This is a genomic window from Anaerophaga thermohalophila str. Valhall (assembly GCF_000250735.1).
In the GTDB taxonomy this organism is placed as follows: Bacteria; Bacteroidota; Bacteroidia; order Bacteroidales; family Marinilabiliaceae; genus Anaerophaga; species Anaerophaga thermohalophila_A.
In genome coordinates, this window is the sequence record NZ_AHZV01000183.1 from 1 (window position 1) to 22,847 (window position 22,847).

At 42.3% G+C, this 22,847-nt stretch carries 14 protein-coding genes; 3 read left to right on the forward strand and 11 right to left on the reverse strand.

The window, feature by feature from the left end:
- The 11 genes from OQ5_RS23055 to OQ5_RS0110190 all read right to left on the reverse strand — a co-directional run.
- Window positions 1–159: twin-arginine translocation signal domain-containing protein (locus OQ5_RS23055; protein WP_141638871.1), on the reverse strand; the 159-nt coding region annotated here is incomplete at its 3' end.
- Window positions 160–511: 352 nt separating this feature from the next.
- Window positions 512–2,224 carry a SusD/RagB family nutrient-binding outer membrane lipoprotein gene (locus tag OQ5_RS20780; RefSeq protein ID WP_016777395.1) on the reverse strand — a complete coding sequence of 571 codons (1,713 nt, stop codon included), beginning with the start codon at window positions 2,222–2,224 and terminating at the stop codon, window positions 512–514.
- A 165-nt stretch (window positions 2,225–2,389) separates the two neighbouring features.
- Window positions 2,390–5,881 carry a SusC/RagA family TonB-linked outer membrane protein gene (locus tag OQ5_RS0110145; RefSeq protein ID WP_016777396.1) on the reverse strand — a complete coding sequence of 1,164 codons (3,492 nt, stop codon included), beginning with the start codon at window positions 5,879–5,881 and terminating at the stop codon, window positions 2,390–2,392.
- 1,023 nt (window positions 5,882–6,904) lie between these two features.
- Window positions 6,905–7,318: an alpha-L-fucosidase gene (locus tag OQ5_RS0110155; protein WP_016777398.1), complete on the reverse strand. Its 414-nt coding sequence runs from the start codon at window positions 7,316–7,318 to the stop codon at window positions 6,905–6,907.
- Window positions 7,319–7,367: 49 nt separating this feature from the next.
- Window positions 7,368–8,492: a carbohydrate-binding family 9-like protein gene (locus OQ5_RS0110160; protein ID WP_016777399.1), complete on the reverse strand. Its 1,125-nt coding sequence runs from the start codon at window positions 8,490–8,492 to the stop codon at window positions 7,368–7,370.
- Between the two features lie 32 nt (window positions 8,493–8,524).
- Entirely contained in the window at window positions 8,525–8,875 is a 351-nt protein-coding gene (locus OQ5_RS0110165; protein WP_016777400.1) for a glycoside hydrolase family 20 zincin-like fold domain-containing protein, read from the reverse strand.
- Window positions 8,876–8,905: 30 nt separating this feature from the next.
- Window positions 8,906–10,825 carry a peptide-N-glycosidase F-related protein gene (locus OQ5_RS20785; protein ID WP_016777401.1) on the reverse strand — a complete coding sequence of 640 codons (1,920 nt, stop codon included), beginning with the start codon at window positions 10,823–10,825 and terminating at the stop codon, window positions 8,906–8,908.
- 259 nt (window positions 10,826–11,084) lie between these two features.
- Window positions 11,085–12,557, reverse strand: coding sequence for an alpha-L-fucosidase (locus tag OQ5_RS0110175; protein ID WP_026055227.1), 1,473 nt, complete (start codon window positions 12,555–12,557; stop codon window positions 11,085–11,087).
- A 220-nt stretch (window positions 12,558–12,777) separates the two neighbouring features.
- Window positions 12,778–13,671 carry a hypothetical protein gene (locus OQ5_RS0110180; RefSeq protein WP_044107783.1) on the reverse strand — a complete coding sequence of 298 codons (894 nt, stop codon included), beginning with the start codon at window positions 13,669–13,671 and terminating at the stop codon, window positions 12,778–12,780.
- On the reverse strand, window positions 13,631–15,442 hold the full coding sequence (locus tag OQ5_RS0110185; RefSeq protein WP_176694075.1) for a transglutaminase-like domain-containing protein: 1,812 nt from the start codon (window positions 15,440–15,442) through the stop codon (window positions 13,631–13,633). The genes OQ5_RS0110180 and OQ5_RS0110185 overlap by 41 nt, the downstream gene beginning before the upstream one ends.
- A gap of 87 nt (window positions 15,443–15,529) precedes the next feature.
- Window positions 15,530–16,807 carry an ROK family protein gene (locus tag OQ5_RS0110190; protein WP_016777404.1) on the reverse strand — a complete coding sequence of 426 codons (1,278 nt, stop codon included), beginning with the start codon at window positions 16,805–16,807 and terminating at the stop codon, window positions 15,530–15,532.
- A 542-nt stretch (window positions 16,808–17,349) separates the two neighbouring features.
- Between OQ5_RS0110190 and OQ5_RS20790 the strand changes: the two genes are divergently transcribed.
- Genes OQ5_RS20790 through OQ5_RS0110205 form a run of 3 tightly spaced genes read left to right on the forward strand, consistent with a single transcriptional unit; the run spans window position 17,350 to window position 22,717 of the window.
- Window positions 17,350–18,027: a copper homeostasis protein CutC gene (locus OQ5_RS20790; protein WP_016777405.1), complete on the forward strand. Its 678-nt coding sequence runs from the start codon at window positions 17,350–17,352 to the stop codon at window positions 18,025–18,027.
- A gap of 48 nt (window positions 18,028–18,075) precedes the next feature.
- Window positions 18,076–20,403, forward strand: a complete 2,328-nt coding sequence (locus tag OQ5_RS0110200; protein ID WP_255297481.1) for a GH92 family glycosyl hydrolase — start codon at window positions 18,076–18,078, stop codon at window positions 20,401–20,403.
- A gap of 34 nt (window positions 20,404–20,437) precedes the next feature.
- The gene (locus OQ5_RS0110205; RefSeq protein ID WP_016777407.1) at window positions 20,438–22,717 is read left to right on the forward strand and encodes a GH92 family glycosyl hydrolase; all 2,280 of its coding nucleotides are present in this window, start codon (window positions 20,438–20,440) and stop codon (window positions 22,715–22,717) included.
- Window positions 22,718–22,847 lie beyond the last annotated feature (130 nt).

The window sequence follows — 22,847 nt, forward strand, 5'->3', positions numbered from 1 at the left end:
ACCCACTCCGGCAATGTTCAGCTTGTCGCTCGGGGCTCTTCGACCTAATGCGCCGCCCATGGCTACATTCGGTATCACTGTCATACCGGCTGCAAGGGCAGCGGAGTTACGCAAAAAACGGCGTCTGCTAAGACCACCTGAATTGTTACTGTTTTCCATGATTAATTCTATTAGTTGTGTTAAACACGAGAAAAATTATTTGAGTATAAAAGCTGCACCTGAAAAAACTTCCAGGCTTGAACTCATTATATCCTTTTTAAAAAAATTTAAAGAACTATTATTATCAGTCGATTAAATCAAAACTCACTTAAAACCAGTATTTCGCTTAATCTTCGTCAACAGTCAGATTGGGCCGCCGGTATAAAAATCACTCAAAATCCTTTGACCACGGAAAATTAAAAAAATTAACGAAAGAACACAAAAGGATTGTGAATAAATAAATGCTAAAAGGGGTTTCCCTTTTTTGAGAAACCCCTTGCAAAAAACTAACCTTTAATCCTAAAATCAACTACTACTCAACAGGTCCGGCACCATATTGCGGGTTGTTTTCATCAAACCAGAGTCTTTCGCTGTTAAGTACCTCAGGATCATTGACAGCAGAAGTAAAGCCCTGGTCTTCTATAGCCTGCATCTGGTTTTCGTAATTCAGATTATCTTCTGTAGGCGTTTGAATAACAAAGCGGCGTGGAACAGTTTCTTCTGTTCCCGAAGAAATAAACTCCTGCCACGGTAAAAGTGTGCTGCCACGTTTTGGAATACCGGCACGGCGAACCAAAGTCCAAAGATCATTTGGAGTAGCAGCAAAGTTAATATATTGCTGAATGTAAACTTTCTCTAAAGCATCTCCAGAAGAAAGATCGAGAGCCGACTGTGAAAGAAGATTAGCAAGCTCACCTTCTTTCACTTTGGTTGAAGCCAATTCCGTTTCTTCAGCATCTGTATATACAGGATCATTGCTATAGTACGGGAATTGATTATTTTCAGCCAATGCATCCATTCTTGTCACAGACAATTCAACACCTCTGTCCAGATACTCCTGGGCAGTTCCCGGGATATTAGCCCCTAAAAGTTTAAATTCAGCCAAATAGAGGTTTGTTTCAGCAGAAGATCCGAGGATCACCTTCAAAGGAGGATCATTGTCTTTCAACTCGATAACACGCCCACCGGGCTTTGTGGGATAAGTATAATCATAAGTAGTGCGCGTTAACTTTTCAGAGAAAAGAGAAGTAGCTGAATAAGTCTTTTCAACTCCATCAAGGGAAATTTTATAAAGTGTTCCCTGATTGAAGTAAATATCATTGTCTCCGTCGAGGGTTTCATCAGGTGCGATAGGTACACCGTGATACCGTACCCAGGGTTCTCCGGGACCGCTCCACCCTGCAAAATTACCATCTCCGTCAAGTGTTACATATTGCTCTACATAAGGCGGAAGATCCACTCCGGCATCGATAAAAGCCTGAACAACTTCCGCATTAAAATCATTCTTTTCGAAGAGGAATCTCAAACGGGGATCACGATTCTGTAATAAGAAATCCACCAGGGCCTCATTGGCATAACCAATCCAGAAATCATTTCCGGTTCCGTAATATTTAATGCCCCTGTGATAAACAAAATCATCGGTGAGGGCATTCATATAACCCGCAGAAGAACTGGCAACCTCTTCTGCTATTGAAAGCGCTTTTGTACGATCTACATTAATAAGCCGGGCTGCAATTTTTAGTTTCAAAAGATTACAGAACCTGGCCCATTTTCCATAATCGCCACCGTAAATAACATCCTGTTTACCCAGATCAATTGGATTCTCGGCATTGGTCAGTATGCTAATTGCATCATCAAGTTGCGACAACCAAAGATCATACAGAGCTTCCTGGGAATCATATTTAGGCGTAATTAAAGGAGGATTGGTAAAAGGAGCCCTACCTGCTTCGCTGTAAATTATAGAACCCAGTAAATCTGAATTTGCCATAGCCGGCAAAATTTGAATAGGATAAGTCAGCGCTTTGAGCACCTCATAACGCGATTTTTCCTCTTCGCCCATGTTATCAACACGGTATTGAATATCTCTTGTTTGAGGAAACAATTCCCGGTAAATATTCTGGGTTCCATAATTTTCCATCTCATTAAAAGTAGGTGAGTTTCCACCTTGCTCTGTGGTAATCTGTGTCCACGGATAAAGATATTGAAAATTATTATAGAACCATGTAGTATAGTCATTTTCAAACATCTGCTCAACAGCTTTGGTCACAGAAAACCTTAAATCCGGTTCCTGTAGTGATGCAGGATTGGAGTTTAACTCAGCAAACTCATCTTTGTCGCATCCCCATGCAAAACAAAAAAGAGAGCTATGAGTATTTTATATATACTTTTCATATCATTCATCTTTTATCGATTAAAAATCAACTTTCAGCGTAAATGTATAACTGGCCGTATAAGGCATAAAAGCTCTTTCAAGGAAGCTGGTGGTACTGGTTGTACCACGGAAGCTTTCAGGATTGAGGTTATTGGGCATTGAGTTATACAAATAACCAAGATTTCTTGCATTGAAAGAGAGATAAACATTTTGCGCCTTAAATGATTCAGCTATCCTCTTTGGAAGATTATATCCGATGGAAATATTTCTCAAGGCGATATATTCTACTTCATTGTACCAGTTATCGTTTAAAACACCTTGCCCCCATGAGTTGGTGAAATATGTATAGTAGCTGGCATGTGTAGGTTCAACATAACCTGCTTCGTATGCCTCCTGATAAGTCATTCCACCAACATCAACAGTGCTTCCATCAGGTGCGGTAACGGTTTGTCCTTCTGCAAAAACACCATCGGGAATCACACCGTCTTCATAAGTTCTTCCCTGCGTATCGTCGTATTGTGAAGTCCATTCAATTCCGCCATGTTCTGCATCCCTTCCATCGAGAGAAGTCTCAAGCCATCCGTAAGCTGTACCGTAACGGTTAGAATATGACGCCATGTGGCCGCCAAATCTGGCATCCAAAAGAACAGAAAGCGTAACGCCTTTATATTCGAATGCATTATTCCACGAACCTTCGAAATCGGGTTGAATTTTACCCACTTTCTGTACTTCATAACTTCTTTCGTAATAAGCACCGCGCCGTCCATCGTTCCAGACAAGAATTTTCATTCCATTACGCGGATCATTCGGGTTATCCGATTCCCACACCCTGGGTTTTATATCAGACATCAATACGCCATATTCTCCACCTTCATAGGCAACAGAACCAACGCGATAGTTACCATAATTTACGTAACCGCCAAGCACGCGGTAAGCTCCGTAATTTTCGTGCAGATCACTGATTTCTGTAGTATTATCCCAATAATTAAAAGTACTTGTCCATTTAAAATCGTTGGTTCTTACCGGTTGAACCCTCAGGCTTAATTCCAAACCACTGTTTGTCATGGTACCAACGTTGGTAAGAAGATTTTCCACACCGGATTCATAAGGAATTGGGACCTGACCAATTTGGTTTTTGATGGTTTCATCATAAACCGACAAGTCAATTCCGATACGATTATTAAACAATCTTAAGTCGAGACCGGCTTCAAGTGAATTTTTCTTTTCGGGCTTAACTTCGGGGTCAACAGAAGTTGTTGAACGTGCGTTAGAATAAGCAAAACTTCCATCTGCAAGTTCATATCGTCCTATGCTGTACCCCTGATTAATAAAATAGGGAGAAGTATCGTTACCTACTTGTGCCCATGAAAGTCTCAGTTTACCGAAAGTCACCCAACTTGGCAGACTCAATGTTTCACTGAAAAGCCATGAAGAACTTACCGAAGGATAGAAGTAAGAATAATTTCCACTACCATCAGTATAAACCAGTGCTGAAGACCAGTCGTTACGGCCTGTTACATCCAGGTAAAGCTGGTCCCGCCATCCGAAATTGGCAAGAAAATAGAGTGAATTGATTTGTTTAGTTCCGTAAACCGAAGCTTCTGAAAGCTGTGTCTTCTTAGAGTTGTTAATGTAAAATTTCCCGGGAACGATCAAACCGCCATCGGTCCAAACACGGGATGACGAGCTCTCCTCTTTAAATATCTCACCACCAATCATTGTGCTGGTAGTAATGTCATCTGTAAGATTTCCGTTTATATTAAAAACAAGCTTTCCGGTTTGGTTCACGTTTTCTTCATGCCCAAGCGAATAATAACCGCCTTCATTAGCATAACCGGTTCCAAGATTCTTTTCTTCCTTTTTAATGGTATAATAGTTCATATTGGCTTCAGCTGTAACGGAAACCCAGTCGTTCAAATCAGCAGTGAGCCGGATAATAGGACGCGTAACTTGTTCTTCTCTTAAATTTTCATTCAAATTATAGGAGAACCATGTACCATTACCAGGGACATAGGCATATTTATCTCCGTATGCAGAATTTGGAACTCCCCCATGATCTGCCTGATAAACATCACGTTTATTCCATTTGGCCGGATCATACCAGTTAGCCCAACCTCCGCTGAAGAAATTCTGAGACAGGTCGTTCCACGGATTCTTTGGCTTAGATATGGTAAAATCAACCGAAGCATCAGCTCTCAACCAGTTGGTAAAATTGTAAGTCGCTGCCAATTTGGTAGAATTACGGGTAAACTCATTGGTAGGCATTGTGCCTTCGCGGTAATTGTATGAGTTGGAAAGATAAAAGTTTCCATACTCGTTTCCGCCTTTCAATGCCACTGTTGTAGTACTGTTAAAACCCGTATCGTAGGCATTCAGCATATTATCTTTGGCGGGGCTGTATGTGGTCATTGAACCGTCATAATCTTCGAGTTGACGGCCATCATACCTTGGACCAAAGCCTGCCCATTCCCAGGGATGTCCACGTTTGGTAGGTATACCGTCGGCATTAGTATAAAACTGGTTAGTAGAAAACCGATAATAGTTCCCATTTTCGTCTTTTTCTCCATAGTTGGTATAACCGGCAAGAGCTCCGGGCCCAAACTCATACTGAATGTCAGGTTGATTGTAAACATGGTCTATACCAACAGACTGTGTAACGGAGACTCCGATACCTCGTGCGCCTTCTCCATCTTTAGTTGTGATCACCACAGCTCCGTTGATACCACGAGAACCATACAAGGCTGTGGCGGCTGCACCTTTAAGAATAGATACCGACTCGTAGTCATCGGGATTAAGATTCTTTAATATATTACCAAAGTCGTTGGCACTTGATGACCAGTCCGCAGAAGCATCAGATACAGGATTGTCAAGAATAACCCCGTCAATGACAAAAATAGGTTGGTTGTTATTCGAATTCAACACGGAAACCCCCCTGATCTGAATCTTTGAGTTACCAAATAATCCGCCATCAGAAGCTCCGATAGTAAGACCTGTAGACTTTCCCTGAAGGGCCTGAACGGGGTTTACGGTATTGGTAGAGGCAATTTCATCACCAGTCACTTCGGTCATTCCATAACCAAGTTTTTTGGTCTCCCTCTTAATCCCAAGTGCTGTAACAACCACCTCATCAAGTCCTAATGTTTCCTCCTCCATCGTAACATTGATGGTAGTACGTCCTTCGATCGGGATGTTTTGTGTATTGAACCCGATAAACGAAAAGATGAGTGTACCATCGGCAGGGGCATCCAAAGAATATTCACCATTCATGTCGGTTATAGTACCCTGCGTAGTGCCCTGAACAACAATGTTGACTCCGGGAATGGGTTCGCCGGCAGTATCCTGAACCCGGCCCGATACAGTCACCGTTTGAGCCTGTTGTTCATTAAGGTCACTGACATCATTTTCTTTGCTAACATCAGCAAATGCCGATGTAACACTGCCAAAGACCAGGAAAACGGCCATTGCCAATGTACAAATTTTGCTGTTCCATTTTCCCTCTCCAAAGGGGAAACAACTTTTTAATCGCCTCATAGACTAGATTTTAAATTAAAAAATAAATGAACGTTAACATACTTTACTTTCTCCTTAATTCTCAAACTTTTAAAAGAATCGCGCATCTCCTTATCAATGCGAAGAACCATGTTGATAACTTTTCTAACAAATGATTTTGTTGTTTAAGGTTAAAATAGAAATTATCGATGTACAAATGTATAATTTTTTATCTCTTTTGTGCAAACTTTTATTCATTTTTTGTAAAAGTATGTAATCTTATATGTAATTTTTTTCTTTAAAAGTCAATTAACTTGCTTTTATTCAATGAAATATTTACTTTTAGAAATAACTTTTAACATTTGATAGCAAAGAAGAAGATTGCAGCGGTTTCTTGCGCATCAGAAAACTCTTTATTCCCGGAAGCAGGGAATCAATCAGGCGTAATAAGGCAATAGGTTGTTGGTGTCAGACCGAAACTTCAGCCTTCGCAGTTCATACAATCCATGGAAGGAGTAACCACAATCGGTATAGAATAAGAAGAAAGGTCTGCTAAAGACAAGCGTTTTTGGAGTTGCAGGGGAATAATTTGCTAACGTAGATTTACAATATGAGACCCAACAAATCAATCTTGTCTGAACCCGGTTTCTTGCAAGCAAGCGGCGGAGCCGACAAAGACAGAGTTCCGATATGTCAGAATGAGTATTTTGATGAAAGAAGTGTGTCTTCAATAATCCGTTAAAAAACCTAAACGCAGAGGACGCAATGACGCAAAGTTTTTATTATAAGAGGTAAAGACGCCCAAATTGGGCGTCTTTACCTTACCAGACATCTGCAAAAGCTTAACGGAGTGTTGATGCAAAAGACCGTTTGATTTTTAGATATAAGATATAAGATGATTCGCACAACTTTGGTTTACTGTATTTTAGCAGATATAATTCATTGATCGCAAATAGCTGATTTGCTATTTGGTACTTGTCTATAAACTCGCAAAAAATTTTACAATATGTGTGTCTGTTCAGAAAGTGCCAGTTGGAAGGCATGCGAAGCCGCCAAACACGGAGTTTACTTTTCGTAAATTAGTATCCTGGCGGCCCCTGCAGGGGTATCATCCACTACGTTGTAATGCTCGAAACCTCCCTTCCATAAAGCAACACCATCATGATGCTTGGAGGTAAGAACTGCATATTTTGCCCCTGCCTCTTTAAAAAGGTTTATCCATCTTTCCGCATCATATTCAGAAGCGGTAAAACCATCCAACTGTTTCATATAATCATCATAGGTGAGGTATTCGTTAAAAAACGACCACGATTCATCAATACCGTTTACAGCATATATTCCGTAATGCACGAAAATTCCAAGCTTAGCATCCTTGAACCAGGCCATTCTCTCTGCCTTTTCTTCGAATGATTCCTGCGAAAAAACACCGGAAACCGACAAAAAGAGAATAAGGACAGCAGTAATTGTTTTCTGTAACATAGTTGTCGATATTTTGATTAACAATAGAATCCGTTTACTCCTAAAACCCTTATTCGCCTGACCATGTGCGCCCTTCATTATTAATAAACCAGGTACCATGGTCTGTCTTCATTCTTATATCATAAGTACCCCACCCTTTTTGGATGTTTACCGGGTAAGGAAGATTGTCAGCAATAAATCCTACCCTGGCAAGAAGGGATACATCCCCGGTGTATTCTCCAAATTCGGAATAATACTTTCTCTGTGCAAAATAGACATTACGCAATGCCCATTTAATATTTTCGTGAGGTTTAAATTCAAAATCAACTGTACCGGCACCGGCAGGGATGTCAGAGAACTGAACAAATCCCCAGGTTTCGGGTCTGTGCATATCCACAACGCCCTGGGGCGACCATACCCAATTCTCCTCAGGCAAGGATTCTCCTGTTTCGGGATTCTTTCGCTTCCGGTATTGTCCTTCAGTAACATTAGTATGCCATTGTACGCGGCTGAAGTTAATTCTCCATTGAGCGCCATCGGCAGGTTTCCTGTTTTTATTGAATTCGGCCAGGACTTCAAGTGGAAAAGCGATTTCAATACACCAACAACTGTCTTCGTCCGAAGAGTCGTTTAATGTCCCATTCACATAAACAGCAGATTGAATGCCTCTTGTATCCAGGGCATCTATGGGGGGGCCACCGTCACGGTATGGTTTTACAAGCATTAAATCCCAAATGGTATTGAGTGCATTCATTTCAAATTCATAATAAAGATGAGTATCACCATCGGGATCGATGAATACCTCAAAATCATTATCCCGAAAAATAACGGCATCTCTTTTGGTTATCTTACCATGAACATGAGGTTCTTCAAGACGGGCAGCCACATAAAAATAATTCTCATCCCAAAGCATCTTCGCTTTTGTTTCATATAAAGGTTGAGGATGACCATCTCCCCTGATATCCTGAAACGGGTCGGTCCAGGGAGCTTTCTGCCACGATGTTTCATCAAGAACACCATCTACCGAAATATCAGAATCAGTCAGGTAACAAATGTAATTCTTTGGTGCATATTCCGGCATTTCGATATCTTCCGACCAATATCCATCAGGTTCTTCAGTTTTAGATCTGCTCTCCTTTTTCTGACAACCAGTATAAGCAACAGCCAGCACTACGATCAACAAAAACTTCTTCATCTTTAAAAATACACTATTCAACAATTATCTCATCAACAAAAAGCCAGGTTGGATTTCCTTCGCCAGGATGCCCTTCGGGACAGATACCCTTCATCTGGTAAATCGGCATCATCGGTCAATTTAAAAACGATTTCTTTACCTGATTTTTTATTGTGTTTCAAACTAATACCACTAATATCTTCAATGTATTGTGATAAAAATCCGGCCACCTGTTGTAGCTCTTCATCGGTTTTGTTATACCGAACCGAGGTGTTTTCATCAATCACAAACACCGCCTCATTGACCTCCATCTCCACAGGTAGGGGAATAATATCCGGTTTTGTCTGTCCAAAAATCACGACTGATGATATCAGCAAAACAAAACTTACAAAAAGTTTACACATCTTCATTTTGGTTTATCTGTTATAGAATAACTAATCTCTGTTAATCCGGTCTTTGTGCACCAGCTTATCGTCAACATAGATTTCTACCACATAACGACCCTGAGGCAGATAACCGATGTAGTATTCAAAAGTTCCTTTTTTAAAACCTGCATACTCGTGTGTTTCAACCGGCTCTCCATCCGACATAAACTGAACACGAAGATTTCCGGGACTTTCGAGAAAGGCGTCCAGTTCCAGATTATCCTTTGTGCGTCGGGGGTATATGAAAAAAGCATTTTGAGAAACGGCCGTGTCAGGTTTGGCTCCCACTGTTGCCTCAAATGCCAGAAATTGTCCGTTTCCGCAATCACTTATAAAATGGTGAAGAATATTACCATCAAGGTCATGGAATCGTAAATAGCCGTACCCTTGTCGTGGCTGTGCCCAAAATTCGAGACCGTTACCCCCTGCATCCGTAAGTTCAAATTCATAAAGCCCTGACTCAATGGCCAATGTATCGGTGTATAACGTATCCGGTTTGCATTGTTCCGGCTTTCGTTGATAAATTGTATCACGTTTCTCATTAATAAGAAACAGGTGGTTTTCTTCAGGGTTATTGTTGGTCTTGTAGTTGACAACAAATTCAAGCGGGAGTTTTTTAGGCGATTCGAAAAGAGCGTTCATTGCATTGTCTTGATTCCATTGATCCCTCTTTCCGTTTGGTCGTTCCAGTATTACTTCAAAAACATTCTTCCCATCTGTGAAATCAATCATACCGGGAAGTGTAACAGTGGTCTCTTCATTAAAACCCAATGAGCCTTTCCATTGATAGGTCTTCGATTTAAATCCTTTGGTACCGTATTTTATATTGAGCGTTTCCAGATTTTCGCTTCCCACATTTCTGAAGCGTATCACGGGGTTAAATACAGCAGGATTTCGACGACCATAGTTTTGTTTTACGGTTGGAACCTCAATTTCTTCAGCCGTCACATCATAACGATGATTCGGACTTGTATATTGAATTAAATAAGCCGTTACAACTTCTCTTCCCTCCACTTCTCCAACAGAATCGACATAAGGCATCATATCAATATCAATAAGATTTTCTTTCCGAAGCGCCTTAACGTCATAAATATCAGGTTTTTGCAAATCGCCGGGGCACCAATGCCCACGATCATAAATCCAGGTTCCTCCCTGCGGATAGAGCGGATTATCGCCACACTCTTTCCAAAGGTCTCTTTTATCGATGACTTTACCATTGAAAACCACCTCGCGCCAACGGGTACAAAATTCACTGCACAAATCGGGTCGACCAAAGCCATGCCCGGTGTGCTGTATCCTGATACGTCCAAAATCTGCATTATCAGAAAAGTTAACAGCTAAAGGTTTCAGGTAATTCTCAACCGGATCGTCTTCATCGCCATAGGGGAATTCTCCTTTATAGAGTTCCGTGATGGAAACAGGGTTTGCTATCGCCGGGCCTGTCTGTATCTCAAAATTAATTGTTAACGACCACCCCAGCTTTTCAGGTTCGTATCCTGTATGCACATATTCTATTTCAACACTGTCGCGAAGCAGTGATGCAAAATCGGTAACATCAACTTCCCACGTAAAGCTCCAGTCCCTTGTGAAACTGCTTCCATAGGGAGTAATCAAACGGCCAAGCTCTATATCTTTAGAAACTCCGGATTTACCGCCTACCCTCCGGAGATATATAAAATCCAGATAGTCCCAGTGAGCAATGGCTGCAGAATCGGGATGGCCGAGAGTAACCTGCATCTTAACACGGCGAATATCTTTGTCCGGCCCCGGAAATTCTCCCCAGCCAAAAAATGAATTCCGACCTTCCTTAGCATTGGTATTAATAAATATGTGGTCGTGTGTGGTCACATCTAAGGTATCAGCGGCCCTGGCTTTGTTGGTAAAGAGCCCCGCCAACATCAGAATCAAAACATACCCTGAAAGTTTCATGTTGATAGAATTTTCTTGATTAGAGGTTGCTTTAACAGATTATTAGAGGTTAGAGGTTAGAGGTTAGAGGTTAGATGATTAGATATTAGATGATTAGATATTAGATGATAGATGATAGATGATAGATATTGGATTTTTGACCGGCAAAACTCGTTCAGGCATAATACATGTTTTCGGTCAGTAGGTCGTTGATATTCTACTTTCTGACTTCAGCCTCTTACGTACTTATATCAAAAATCTAAAGCTCTATAGCAGCTCATTACTCTTTGATTTTGGAAACTTTAACAACCCAGGCATATTCTGAAGGAGGATTATTACGAATTTCAGAAGGAATATTTGCTACGAAACCCTCACTGGAAGATTTCCAGTTCAATGGTTCATCAAATCCCAGCAAAGTAACTTCAGCTCCTGCTACCGGTTGATGAGATTCAATACGAATCTTTTCGGGCATTTTTCCGCTCCCGCTTTCATCCATGTAGATAAAGTATGCCTGGTCCTCCTTTTGGGTCATTCCAATGTTATTTTCCTTGTACGGCGCAAGCGTTCGGGTTCCATAAATGGCTTCACTGTTAACATCCATCCAGGCACCGATTTTCCCGAGCAAATTGTAAGCGCCCTGTTGCCAGTCGCCGTTTGGTCCGGGAGCTACATTCAGTAACAGATTACCACCCTTTATGACAATATCGATCAGCATGTGTATGGCTTCCTGTCCCGACATGTATTTGGCATCAGGGGTGTACGACCATCCGCCGCCTGAAATAATACACGACTCCCACGGATAGGGCAATGGTTTTTCTGGTATGCGGTTTTCGGGTGTCAGGTAGTTTTGATTTTTCCCGTGAACCGCACGATCCACAACAATCAATCCGGGTTGTTTTTCGCGGGCCTTTTCTACCAGTTCATCCATGCGTATATCCTGATTGATAACCTGCGCCTTTATGAACCCGGTTTCGTTATTTTTTAGTTTATGTTCATACGCTCTCCTGATGGTTTCGGGAGATTTCTTCGCCACCCAGCCCCCGTCGAGCCATAAAATGTCAATATCTCCGTAATCGGTCATCAATTCCATGATCTGGTTATGGGTAAATTGCACAAACGATTCCCATTTTTCCGGATATGCTGCCGGATCATAATTGACATTTCTGTCGGGAGTCGCGAAGTTAGGCCACCAGTAGTCATCATTATTCCAGTCGGGTTTAGAAAAATAGGCACCTGCCCAAAGGCCTTTGGCGCGAAAAGCATCAAATACTTCCTTTGCAATATTTGCCCGATCGTTGACATGGAAAGGACACTCTTCCGATGTTACCTTATAGTCGGTATACTTTGAATCGAACATACAAAATCCATCGTGGTGTTTGGTTGTAAAAACCACGTACTTCATTCCGGCATCTTTTGCTGCCACTGCCCATCTGTCAGGATCAAAATCAACCGGATTGAATGTTCTCTTTAAACTTTCATATTCTTTTTTATAGGCTTCATAATCTTCATACGGACGACGGCACCAACCTTCATCTTCGGCACAGATGCTCCACGACTCAACAATCCCCCACTGACTGTAAGCCCCCCAGTGCATCAGAAGTCCGAACTTCAAATCCTGCCATTGTTCCAGCTTTTTTAGAACCATAGGATCGGTCTCGAGAACGTAGCGTTCATCTTCATAAATAGCCTGACTTATGGCAGGAACCACACCGGTTAATATAATAGCCATTACCATTAAAACTGATCGTCTCATAAAATTGATTTTTTTAATATTTTCTACTCCCTGTAGAGAAAAGAATCCGTTCCTACTAATCTAATAACCTACTGACCTATTGACCTGCTCTGCCACCGCTCCGCGGTTCAGGGAGTTCCTGTGCCATAATCTTATTCTACCGTTCTGTCGCCGCCCCGCGGCTTCTATCAACCTATTAACCTATTAACCTAATGACCTAATGACCTAATGACCTATTACCCTACTGCACAACACATCCTCTGACAACTTCACTCAGTACCTCATCGCCTATACCAATGCGATATCCAGAGGATTCATAAATGATTTCATTTTCGGGATTTATAACGAAGACCACAGGCATTTCATAGCGCCCATTTTCTCCTGTCATTTCTCTGATTTCATCAAGTAAATCCGAGTGGTCAATATAAAAGGCTGCCCGTTCCGGCAGACCGGCATAATGAGAAGGCCTAAAACCCGAAGTAATTTTATCGGATTTCATCAACAGAATAATCTTTCCCTCCCAATTATTAAAGTTGCTTCTCAATCTTATCAGGTCGTTAAGCAGATGTTTAGAAGGTTCAAGAGTAGTGTCCAGCCAGACAAGAACAACACCGGTATTCCCTGCAATTTCTTTTAGCGTTACATTTTCTTTTGTCGTAAAGTTTTCAAATGATTTATTCAAACCAATATCCAGTTCAATGCGCTCATCATCCTTAATTTCACCCTCAGGAAGGATCATCCTGATTTTCAGACGGTCTCCACGCCCGATATCAAAAAACCTTTCTCTCGTTTTTATCGATCCGTCGGAAAGTCTTTTGACAGTGGTCAGCAAATAAAAACCTTTGTCCAGCTCGAGCCTTGAAGGAAACTCATCAAAAACATCGCTTTTGCTGTAGTCCAGTGTCTTAAAACTATTGCCGGAAAACATTGCTAAAGTAAAGTCCCTGTAATAAACCGGATGAAAATCCGATTTTTCATCATTTTCAAACAAAATATCAATTGTGCCGGTGAAGTGGTTTTCTGTCATGCCCTTTACCGGGTTCACGTCAATCCACTTTCCATTTTGAAAGACCTGAGGTTGATTGCGCACAGCATCAATACGGGCAGGGACACCAAAACTTCTGGCCACTGCCACAAAAAAAATAGTTCAGAGAATTGGCATCGGCTACTTTAATCTCCAGTACACCGGAGGGAAGCTGCGGAACCCCCCATGGATTGGCTGCGTTATTCGTTTCAATACTGTCATGAACCCATTTGGCTAAAACTTCAATATTATCATGTACTTCCTCCTTAAACGATTCGGAAAAGTAATTCTGAAGTCGCTCTTTATACCCTGAAATTAATTCATTCCGGATACGCGGGTTAAGAATGTACCTGTTAAAAATTTCAGAATCAAAATTCGCCGGATTACCGGAATAATCAAAGTGGTCCTTTAAAACATTCAACGGGGTGTCTCTCCTGTCTTTTGGGGAGATAACAGAAAGTAGCGCCAGGGCTTTATCCGGGTCTTTAGGTGCAGCATATTCCAGAAACTGTTTCACCACCTTCCAGTTGCCCCTGCTTTGTTTGAATATCTTAACCGTCGTAGTGACTTCCAATTCATGTTTTATAGCAAATCCGGCAGCTTCAACCGAATCTATAAAAGTTTGTTCGTAGGCAGTTCTCAGTGAATCTTCCAGGTGCAACCGCTCTATATGGCCGGCACGGTCCACGCCAGAGTGATCCGGAGTTGGAGAAGGCGGTGGCGCATGAAAAAGGTGTTGCTGTATGCTGTCACTAAAGGAGAATTTACCGGGAATCAGCTTTAAAGTATCGATATCCGGTACCGGCAACTTTTGCCGTGAAGAGCGTCCCTTATAATAACACCAGACCATAAGGTCGCCCCGGCCTGTCATCAAATCACAAACTCCTCTTTCATCGGTTTTCACAGAGGCAAGCGGATAAAATTCGGCAAAATTGGGAAAATGAAAATCAACTACAGCACCTTCAAGAGGGTTCCCGTTTTCATCCTCAATTTTTACAAATATTTTCTTTGCAGGTGCATACCTGTCAAGCACATTGACTTCGGTATAATGCCGGTTAACCGTAACAATCTCTTCCATTGTAGGAATATGACCGTACGTTCGATGGTGCAGAAGCATGGCACGGGTGGCAGGACTTTCGAACCATCCCATATTGAGCTCGGGTTCGGGTTCGCACGCCCCCATAAAATACCATTCACCATCCACCCAAACCTCTACCCAGGCATGATTATCGTTGGTGTGTGCCCATCGAGGTGTATATATCTGCCGCGCGGGAATGCCCGCTGCACGCATGGCTGCAACCGTAAAAGTCGATTGTTCTCCACATCTTCCGTAGGCCGTTTTTATAGTATTTAAGGGCGAACTGGTACGATACTCGTCGGTAGAATGATAAGTAACTTTTTCGTGACACCAATGATTTATTTCAAGAGCGGCTTCACGCATAGTCAGCCCGGAAAGTCTTTCCTTAAGCTCCCTGAAGAAAACCATCCGGGCAGTATCAAGGTACTCATTATTAACCCTGTGAGGTAAAACATAATGCAGGAAAATATTATCCGGAATATGTTTTCCCCAGGGAAAATGTGATCTGGCCTTTAAAGCATACCGAACATGTTGCAAAAAGAATTTCCCGTCATGATTGGAAAGATCGGACAATGGCATGTAAGCATACAAGAAACTCAGTGCTTCTTTCTCATTTTCAGAAAGGTTATTGTCAAAAACAGAAAAAAGCTGTTTATACCTGCCGCAGGCCAGTTTCTTTTGCTCCTCCAGCCTTTCCATAACCGATTTCTGCATTTCTTTGTCTCCCAAAAGTGATTTCCTGCCATCACAAGAGGTCAAAGAAACAACAGAAAGAATCCATAGTGCAAAAATTATTCTCTTCATTGCCCGTAAAATTAGCATCCCGAAATACAAAACAACAGGAAAATGTATTTCAGAATAATGTCTCAAATAACCCGGAAAAACGCCATTTTACCCTGCCATAGGAGAGGCTTTGCTTTTCTTTCTGCTGAAAGCTCTTCCAAGAACATCAAACACATCTTCCATTACTACTGCCAACGCACCTTTCAGCCCGACTTCTTTTCCCATATCCGAATGCTTCATTTTCATGCTTTCGCTGATGCGATGCATGGAATACTTGTTAACCGCCTGTTGTATGGGAATGGTCAGATATTGCCCTGCTTCTGCCATTTTTCCTGTTAAAACGATCATTCCGGGATTGAACAACTGAATAAGTATCGAAATTCCTTTGCCCAGGTGTTCACCCACCTCCGACAGAAGGTTTATGGCAAATTGGTCTCCTTTAAGAGCAGCATCCACTACGGTTTTAAGATCAACATCATTAATGTCTCCCTCTGCAAAATGTGACATGAGTGAGCTCTTCCCTTCCAGGATGCCCTCTCTGGCTTTTCTCACCAATGTAGCACCGGCAGCAATGGTCTGAAGACAACCGTTTTTTCCGCAAATACAGGAGTCGCCGTCCTCAACCATGGGAATATGACTGAATTCTCCCGCAAGACCTTCGTTTCCACGGTACAATTTACCGTTGAGAATCATTCCGAGACCAATACCCCAATCGAGGAAAAGTACCAATACATCTTTCTGATTACGTGCAACTCCGAATCGCCATACGGCAAGCGCAACGGCTTTGGCATCATTTTCCACAAAAACAGGCAGATGCAATTGTTCCTGTAAAATGCTTCCAACCGGCTTTTCCCCAAAATTGAAATAAGAGTAGTTGAATCCACCTGAAGAATCGACCAATCCCGGAAAGCTGATTCCGATACCAATTATTTTTTTCCGGTCAACCCGGGATTTCGCAATAAAATCATCAATCCTCGTAATCAGATTTTCCAGAGTGCTTATCTCATTGTCCATTTCCAGGGGAAAGTCTTCAACCTCACCTGTTTTCGTATTGCTGCTGTCAAAAATGGTCAGCTGCGTCCGGTGAATGTTCATATCAACACTTACCACATAAAAAGCATCGCTCTTTATCCCGTAAAGCTCGGGTTTCCGACCCCCTTTTGACAATCCGTACCCTTTTTTCTCTATTAATTCTTTCGACATCAGAATTCCCAAAATGGCATTACCATTAGGAGTGCTGATCTTTAAATGGTTACAAATGTCAGCTACCGGATTCGGTCCCTGAAAATAGAGATATTTCAGTATACGTACCGATAGCTGATACTTCTTCTTTTCAAAACCCGACAGAGTTGAAAAAAGATAACTGTTAAATAAATAGTCTTCCATATCCCTCTTAAAACACTTTTTTACAAAGCACATAAAATTTTTTCTTTCTTGCAAGACTTTTGCAAAAAATTAATAAAAGAATTTTTCTTTTTATCAATTTTTGTATATTCGCAAAGTCATAATATGCAATAATTAATAATCATTGATTTGTTTTATTGTCCAATTTATAAAATTGCAAATACTGACAAAGCTCCTTGAATTTTATTTGCCATTACCCTGATTCGATTGAATTAAGTATAAGTATTAACAATCCACCCTTCACAAACCATATAAAAAAAGTCTTAACAGTAATATTTGTATGGCTGGTTGGCCTGTATCCGGAAAACATATCAAACCCAATCGGGGAATAACACCAGATCCGGAATCGGATAGCTGAAAATTCAACGGACATGAAAAGCGGTAGATTTGCAAGGTTAAAAAGTTAAAGTCCTTCATATTTTTCAGGAAGAAAATTTTGAAGGGGTAAATTAAATAAAAAATTTAATACACTTAAAATGTTTTATATAGATTTGACGAACTCATAAAAAACAAACGCTACTCTGATGCAATTAGAAATAAGTGTTTTTTCCATCGATGCCGCAATAAAAGCATATAAAGCCGGAGCCGACAGGATTGAATTATGTTGCAATCCCAACGAAGGAGGCACCACCCCACCGTATGGTCTGATTAAAGTTGTTACAGAAAAAACAGACGTACAGGTCTTCCCCATTATCAGACCCAGAGGGGGTGACTTTTGCTATTCGAATGATGAATTCGAGATGATGAAGGAAGACATCCTGTTCTGTAAAGAAACGGGGTGTAGCGGCATTGCAACAGGCATACTCCTCTCCGACAATAGTGTTGACGTGAAGCGCTTAAAAGAGCTCGTGCAACTGGCTTACCCAATGGAAATTTCCTTTATTCGTGCTTTCGATCTTACACCTGACCCCGTAAAGGCACTACACGACGTTATGGACGCAGGCTGCAAACGAATCCTTACCTCCGGTCAGGCATTGAAAGCCACAGATGCCATCGCCCTGATCAAAAAATTAGCCACCCTGGCCGGAGATAATATTTCTGTAATGCCCGGTTCCGGAATCAGGCCAGAAAACATAAAAGAAATCGTTGAAAAAACAGGTGTTCACGAGGTTCATTCGTCGGCACGTTTAACTATACCCAACAGTAATCCCAAAGTTGATGAACTTGGTTTTGGAAACGCGATCAGTTGTGACGAAACCTAAATTGTCGAAATGAAAAAAATTATTGATACTTTGTCAGTTTAAAAAACTATGATTCGACATTCATTCTTCAAAAGATTCAGGAACAGCTTACTCATGCAAGCTGCACTTCTGCTCCCGGGCCTGGTTCTGACGGGATTAACGTTCACTTCCTGTTCAACATCACAACAATCGGGAGTCACCAGGGAAGATGTAACAAAATATGTAGACCCTTATATCGGGACAGATTATCATGGTCATGTCTTCCTGGGTGCAAATGTTCCCTTTGGGGCAGTTCAGCCCGGCCCTACCAATTATGTAAAAGGCTGGGACTGGTGCTCAGGCTACCATTATTCCGACAGTATCATGACGGGATTTTCACAGTTGCATCTGAGCGGGACAGGTATTGGAGACCTTGGAGATGTGTTGATTACGCCTTATACCGGCGAACTGCATTTTTCTCCCGGCAGCATCGAAGAACCATTAAAAGGATATGCTTCCTTGTATACCCACGAAAGGGAAAAAACAGAGCCCGGTTATTATGAGGTAGACCTCCTTGATTATGATGTCAACGTTAAATTAACAGCGACAGAACGTGTTGCTTTTCACAGCTATACATTCCCCGAAAGTAAAGATGCACGGATTGCCGTAAACCTACAGATGGGTATTGGCTGGGACAGTCCGGTTAACACTTCTCTAAAGCAACTGAACGACACAACGCTGGCCGGATTCCGCCACTCAACAGGATGGGCAAAAGATCAACGACTCTATTATGCCATCATCACCTCTAAACCAATAGAACAGCTGGATATCCGGGTTAACGGGGCTGTTGTTTCCGAAAATGAGGCCGAAGGAAAAGATGTAGTTGGGGTTATATCTTATAAAACTCGAAAAAATGAAGAAATTCTCCTGAAAGTTGGTATTTCTCCCGTTAGTTATGATGCCGCACTTGCAAATATATCAGCAGAAATTCCTCATTGGCATTTTGCTGAAGTCAAAAGGAAAGCCGGAGATAAGTGGAATCGGGAACTTTCCAAAATCACCGTCGAACACCCCGACGATGCTGTAAAACATAAGTTCTACACCGCTATGTATCATTCCTTTATCGCTCCTGTCCTTTTTAACGACCATAACCGTAATTATCAGGGAACCGATAAAGAAGTATATGAAAATCCGGGATTTGATAATTATTCCATCTTTTCGCTCTGGGATACCTACCGGGCCATTCATCCGTTATTTACCATTGTTCAGACAGAACGGGTAGATGATATGATTAATTCGATGCTGGCTATTTATCAGCAACAGGGCAAACTTCCCGTTTGGCACCTGATGGGCAACGAGACCAATACCATGGTGGGCTACAGTGCTGTTCCCGTGGTTGCCGATGCTTTCTTTAAAGGTTTCGACGGATTTGACAAAGAGCTTGCTTACGAATCGGTTCTGGCCACTTCTACAAATGGTGAATTCGGTCTGGATTATCTGGAAGAAAAGGGCTATATCCCGGCCGATAAAGAAAAAGAGTCGGTCTCCAAAGCTCTGGAATATGCCATATCAGACTGGGCTATTGCCCGGTTTGCGAAAAAGATGGGAGATACTGAAAAGGCAGACTACTATCATCAGCGTTCCAAAGCCTACGAAAGATATTTCGATCCGGAAACCCGCTTTATGCGCCCTGTGATGAGTAACGGCAAGTTTCGCGAACCGTTCAATCCCTTTACATCAGTACATGAAGTAGGCGATTTTACAGAAGGAAATTCATGGCAATATACCTGGCTGGTTCCTCACGACGTTTACGGATTGATCGATCTGATGGGTGGTGACGATGCTTTTGAAGCGAAGTTCGACAGCTTTTTTGTTGCCTCCGGTGACATGGGTGAAAAGGCTTCTGCAGATATTACCGGCCTTATCGGTCAATATGCACAGGGAAATGAACCCAGCCACCATGCGGCTTATATGTATGCCTATGTAGGCAAACAATGGAAGACAGCTGAAAAAATCCGCTACATCATGGAGCATTTCTATACCGACAAGCCCGACGGACTCATTGGCAACGAAGACTGCGGTCAGATGTCGGCCTGGTACATTCTCTCATCCATGGGATTTTACCCGGTAAATCCGTCCAGCTCGGTATTTGTACTTGGCTCACCCGAACTGGATAAAGCCACCATCAATTTACCTCAAGACAAGACCTTCACCGTTACGGCACAAAATAATAGTGATGAAAACATCTATATCCAATCGGCTACATTGAACGGGAAACCCCTGAAACGTAGTTACATCACATATAATGAGATCATGAACGGCGGCGATCTGGTATTGACCATGGGTAATAAACCCAACAAAGAATTTGGCGCGGCTCCCGAACACAGACCGATTGAAGAATTGCCCGGAAAGAAATAACAGGTTTTCGAGATGATATAATAACTTTATACTGATGAACAAATTACAGACATTTTCTGCCCTTACAGCAATATTCCTTCTGATCAACACATCAGGAATAGTACAGGCACAGACACCTGTTTCGTATGTCGATCCGTTTATTGGCACATCGAATTACGGAGCTACCTTCCCCGGCCCGGTGGTTCCGTGGGGAATGGTCTCGGTGGTTCCATACAATGTTACCCCACACGAAGGCAACGAATATTCCAACACCGACAGCTGGTGCTCCAATCCTTATGTCTATAACAATGAAATGATGACCGGCTTTTCTCATGTCAACCTGAGCGGAGTAGGCTGCCCCGATTTGGGCAGTGTTTTGCTGATGCCAACAACGGGCGAGCTGGAAGTGGATCTCAACAAATATGCCACCCCAATCAGCAACCAAAAAGCCAGTCCCGGCTATTATTCGGCATTTCTGGACCGATATGCCATCAAAGCCGAAGCTACCACAACCCAACGAACAGGAATCAGCAAATATACTTTCCCCGAAGGACAATCAAATATCCTGCTGAATCTGGGTCACGGCCTCACCAACGAATCGGGGGCTTACGTAAAAATGACCTCCGACACAGAGATAGAAGGATACAAACTGATGGGAACTTTTTGCTACAATCCCGAAGCTGTTTTCCCGGTTTATTTTGTGGTAAAATTTAACAAGCCTGCTCAAAAGCGTGGCTACTGGAAAAAGCAGCCACGACTCCCGGGCACCCGTCATCAATGGTCACCGACAAGTGGAAAATACAAGATATATAACAATTATTATCGCGAACTGGCCGGCGATCAGATAGGTGCCTGGTATACTTTCGACACTCAGGAAGGCGAAACCATTGAAGCCAAAGTGGGAATCTCTTATGTGAGCATTGAAAACGCCCGCGAAAACCTAAACTCTGAACAGCCCGGTTTTGACTTTGAAGGAACCGTCCGAAAAGCCAAAGAAGAATGGAACAAACAATTATCAAAAATAGAAGTAGAAGGTGGTACCGATGAAGATAAGATTCGATTTTACACGGCTCTTTATCATGTGCTGATTCATCCCAATATTTTGCAGGATGTAAATGGTGAATATCCGGCCATGGAATCATCCGAAATACGTAAAGTTGAAAACAGAAACAGATACACTGTTTTTTCATTGTGGGATACTTATCGCACTGTTCATCCGCTTCTCACATTGGTCTATCCCAAACAACAGACCGATATGCTGAAAACCATGGTGGATATGTATCGCGAAAGCGGATGGTTGCCAAAATGGGAACTCTACAGCCGCGAAACACACGTTATGGAAGGTGATCCGGCCCTTATTGTTCTGGCCGATTCCTATCTGCGCGGACTCACCGGATTTGATATAGAAACGGCTTATGAAGCTATGATGAAATCGGCCACCACCCCCGGAAGTGTAAATTTCATGAGGCCTCACAACGATTTCTATCTAAAAAACCACTACATCGCTTTCCGGGATAGTTTTGACAACTCGGTGTCGGAAGCCCTCGAATTTTATATAGCCGACTACAGTCTGTCACAGCTGGCTAAAGCACTGGGGAAAAAGAACGATTATGAAATGTTATATAATCGCTCGCTGGGCTATAAAAAATATTTCGATCCGGAATACGACCTGCTGCGCCCGGTAGAGAGGGACGGCTCGTTTATGCCCAATTACGATCCGTTTCAGGGCGAAAATTTCGAACCCGTACATGGTTTCCACGAAGGTAATTCATGGCAATACTCATTTGCGGTGCCTCACGATATAGAAGGATTAACAAAACTGATGGGAAGTGAAGACCGGTTTGTTCAACAACTGGAAAAGACATTCCGCGATTCTCTGTTTGATATGGGCAATGAACCCGACATGGGCTATCCTTACTTTTTCAACTATGTAGAAGGAGAAGAATGGCAAACTCAAAAAACCGTGCGCGATTGCATTGACCGCTACTTCCATACCGGGCCCGACGGACTGCCCGGAAACGACGATACCGGAACCATGAGCGCCTGGCTTATGTACAGCATGATGGGCTTCTACCCCATCACTCCGGGCAATCCGGTCTACACGCTCAGTTCCCCGGTATTTGATAAAATCACCATTCATCTTGATGAAAATTACAATGCCAACAATCAAATAGTTATTGAAACCGGGAATAACCGAAAAGATAACATCTACATCCGCAAAATGGAACTGGGGGGTAAAGAACTCAAGGATTATTTCATCTCGCATGACGAGCTTATCCGGAACGGAAAGATAAAGTTTTATCTGACTGATGAACCGGGAATATTGTCAAAATAACGCGCGCCACCAAAAGTTTCGGACAATTTTAGATATGACCGGATGGCTTATGCTAAGGTGCCGGATGCTTATGCTTAGGTTACGGACGCTTATGCTCAGGTTACGGACGTTTATGCTTAGGTTACGGACG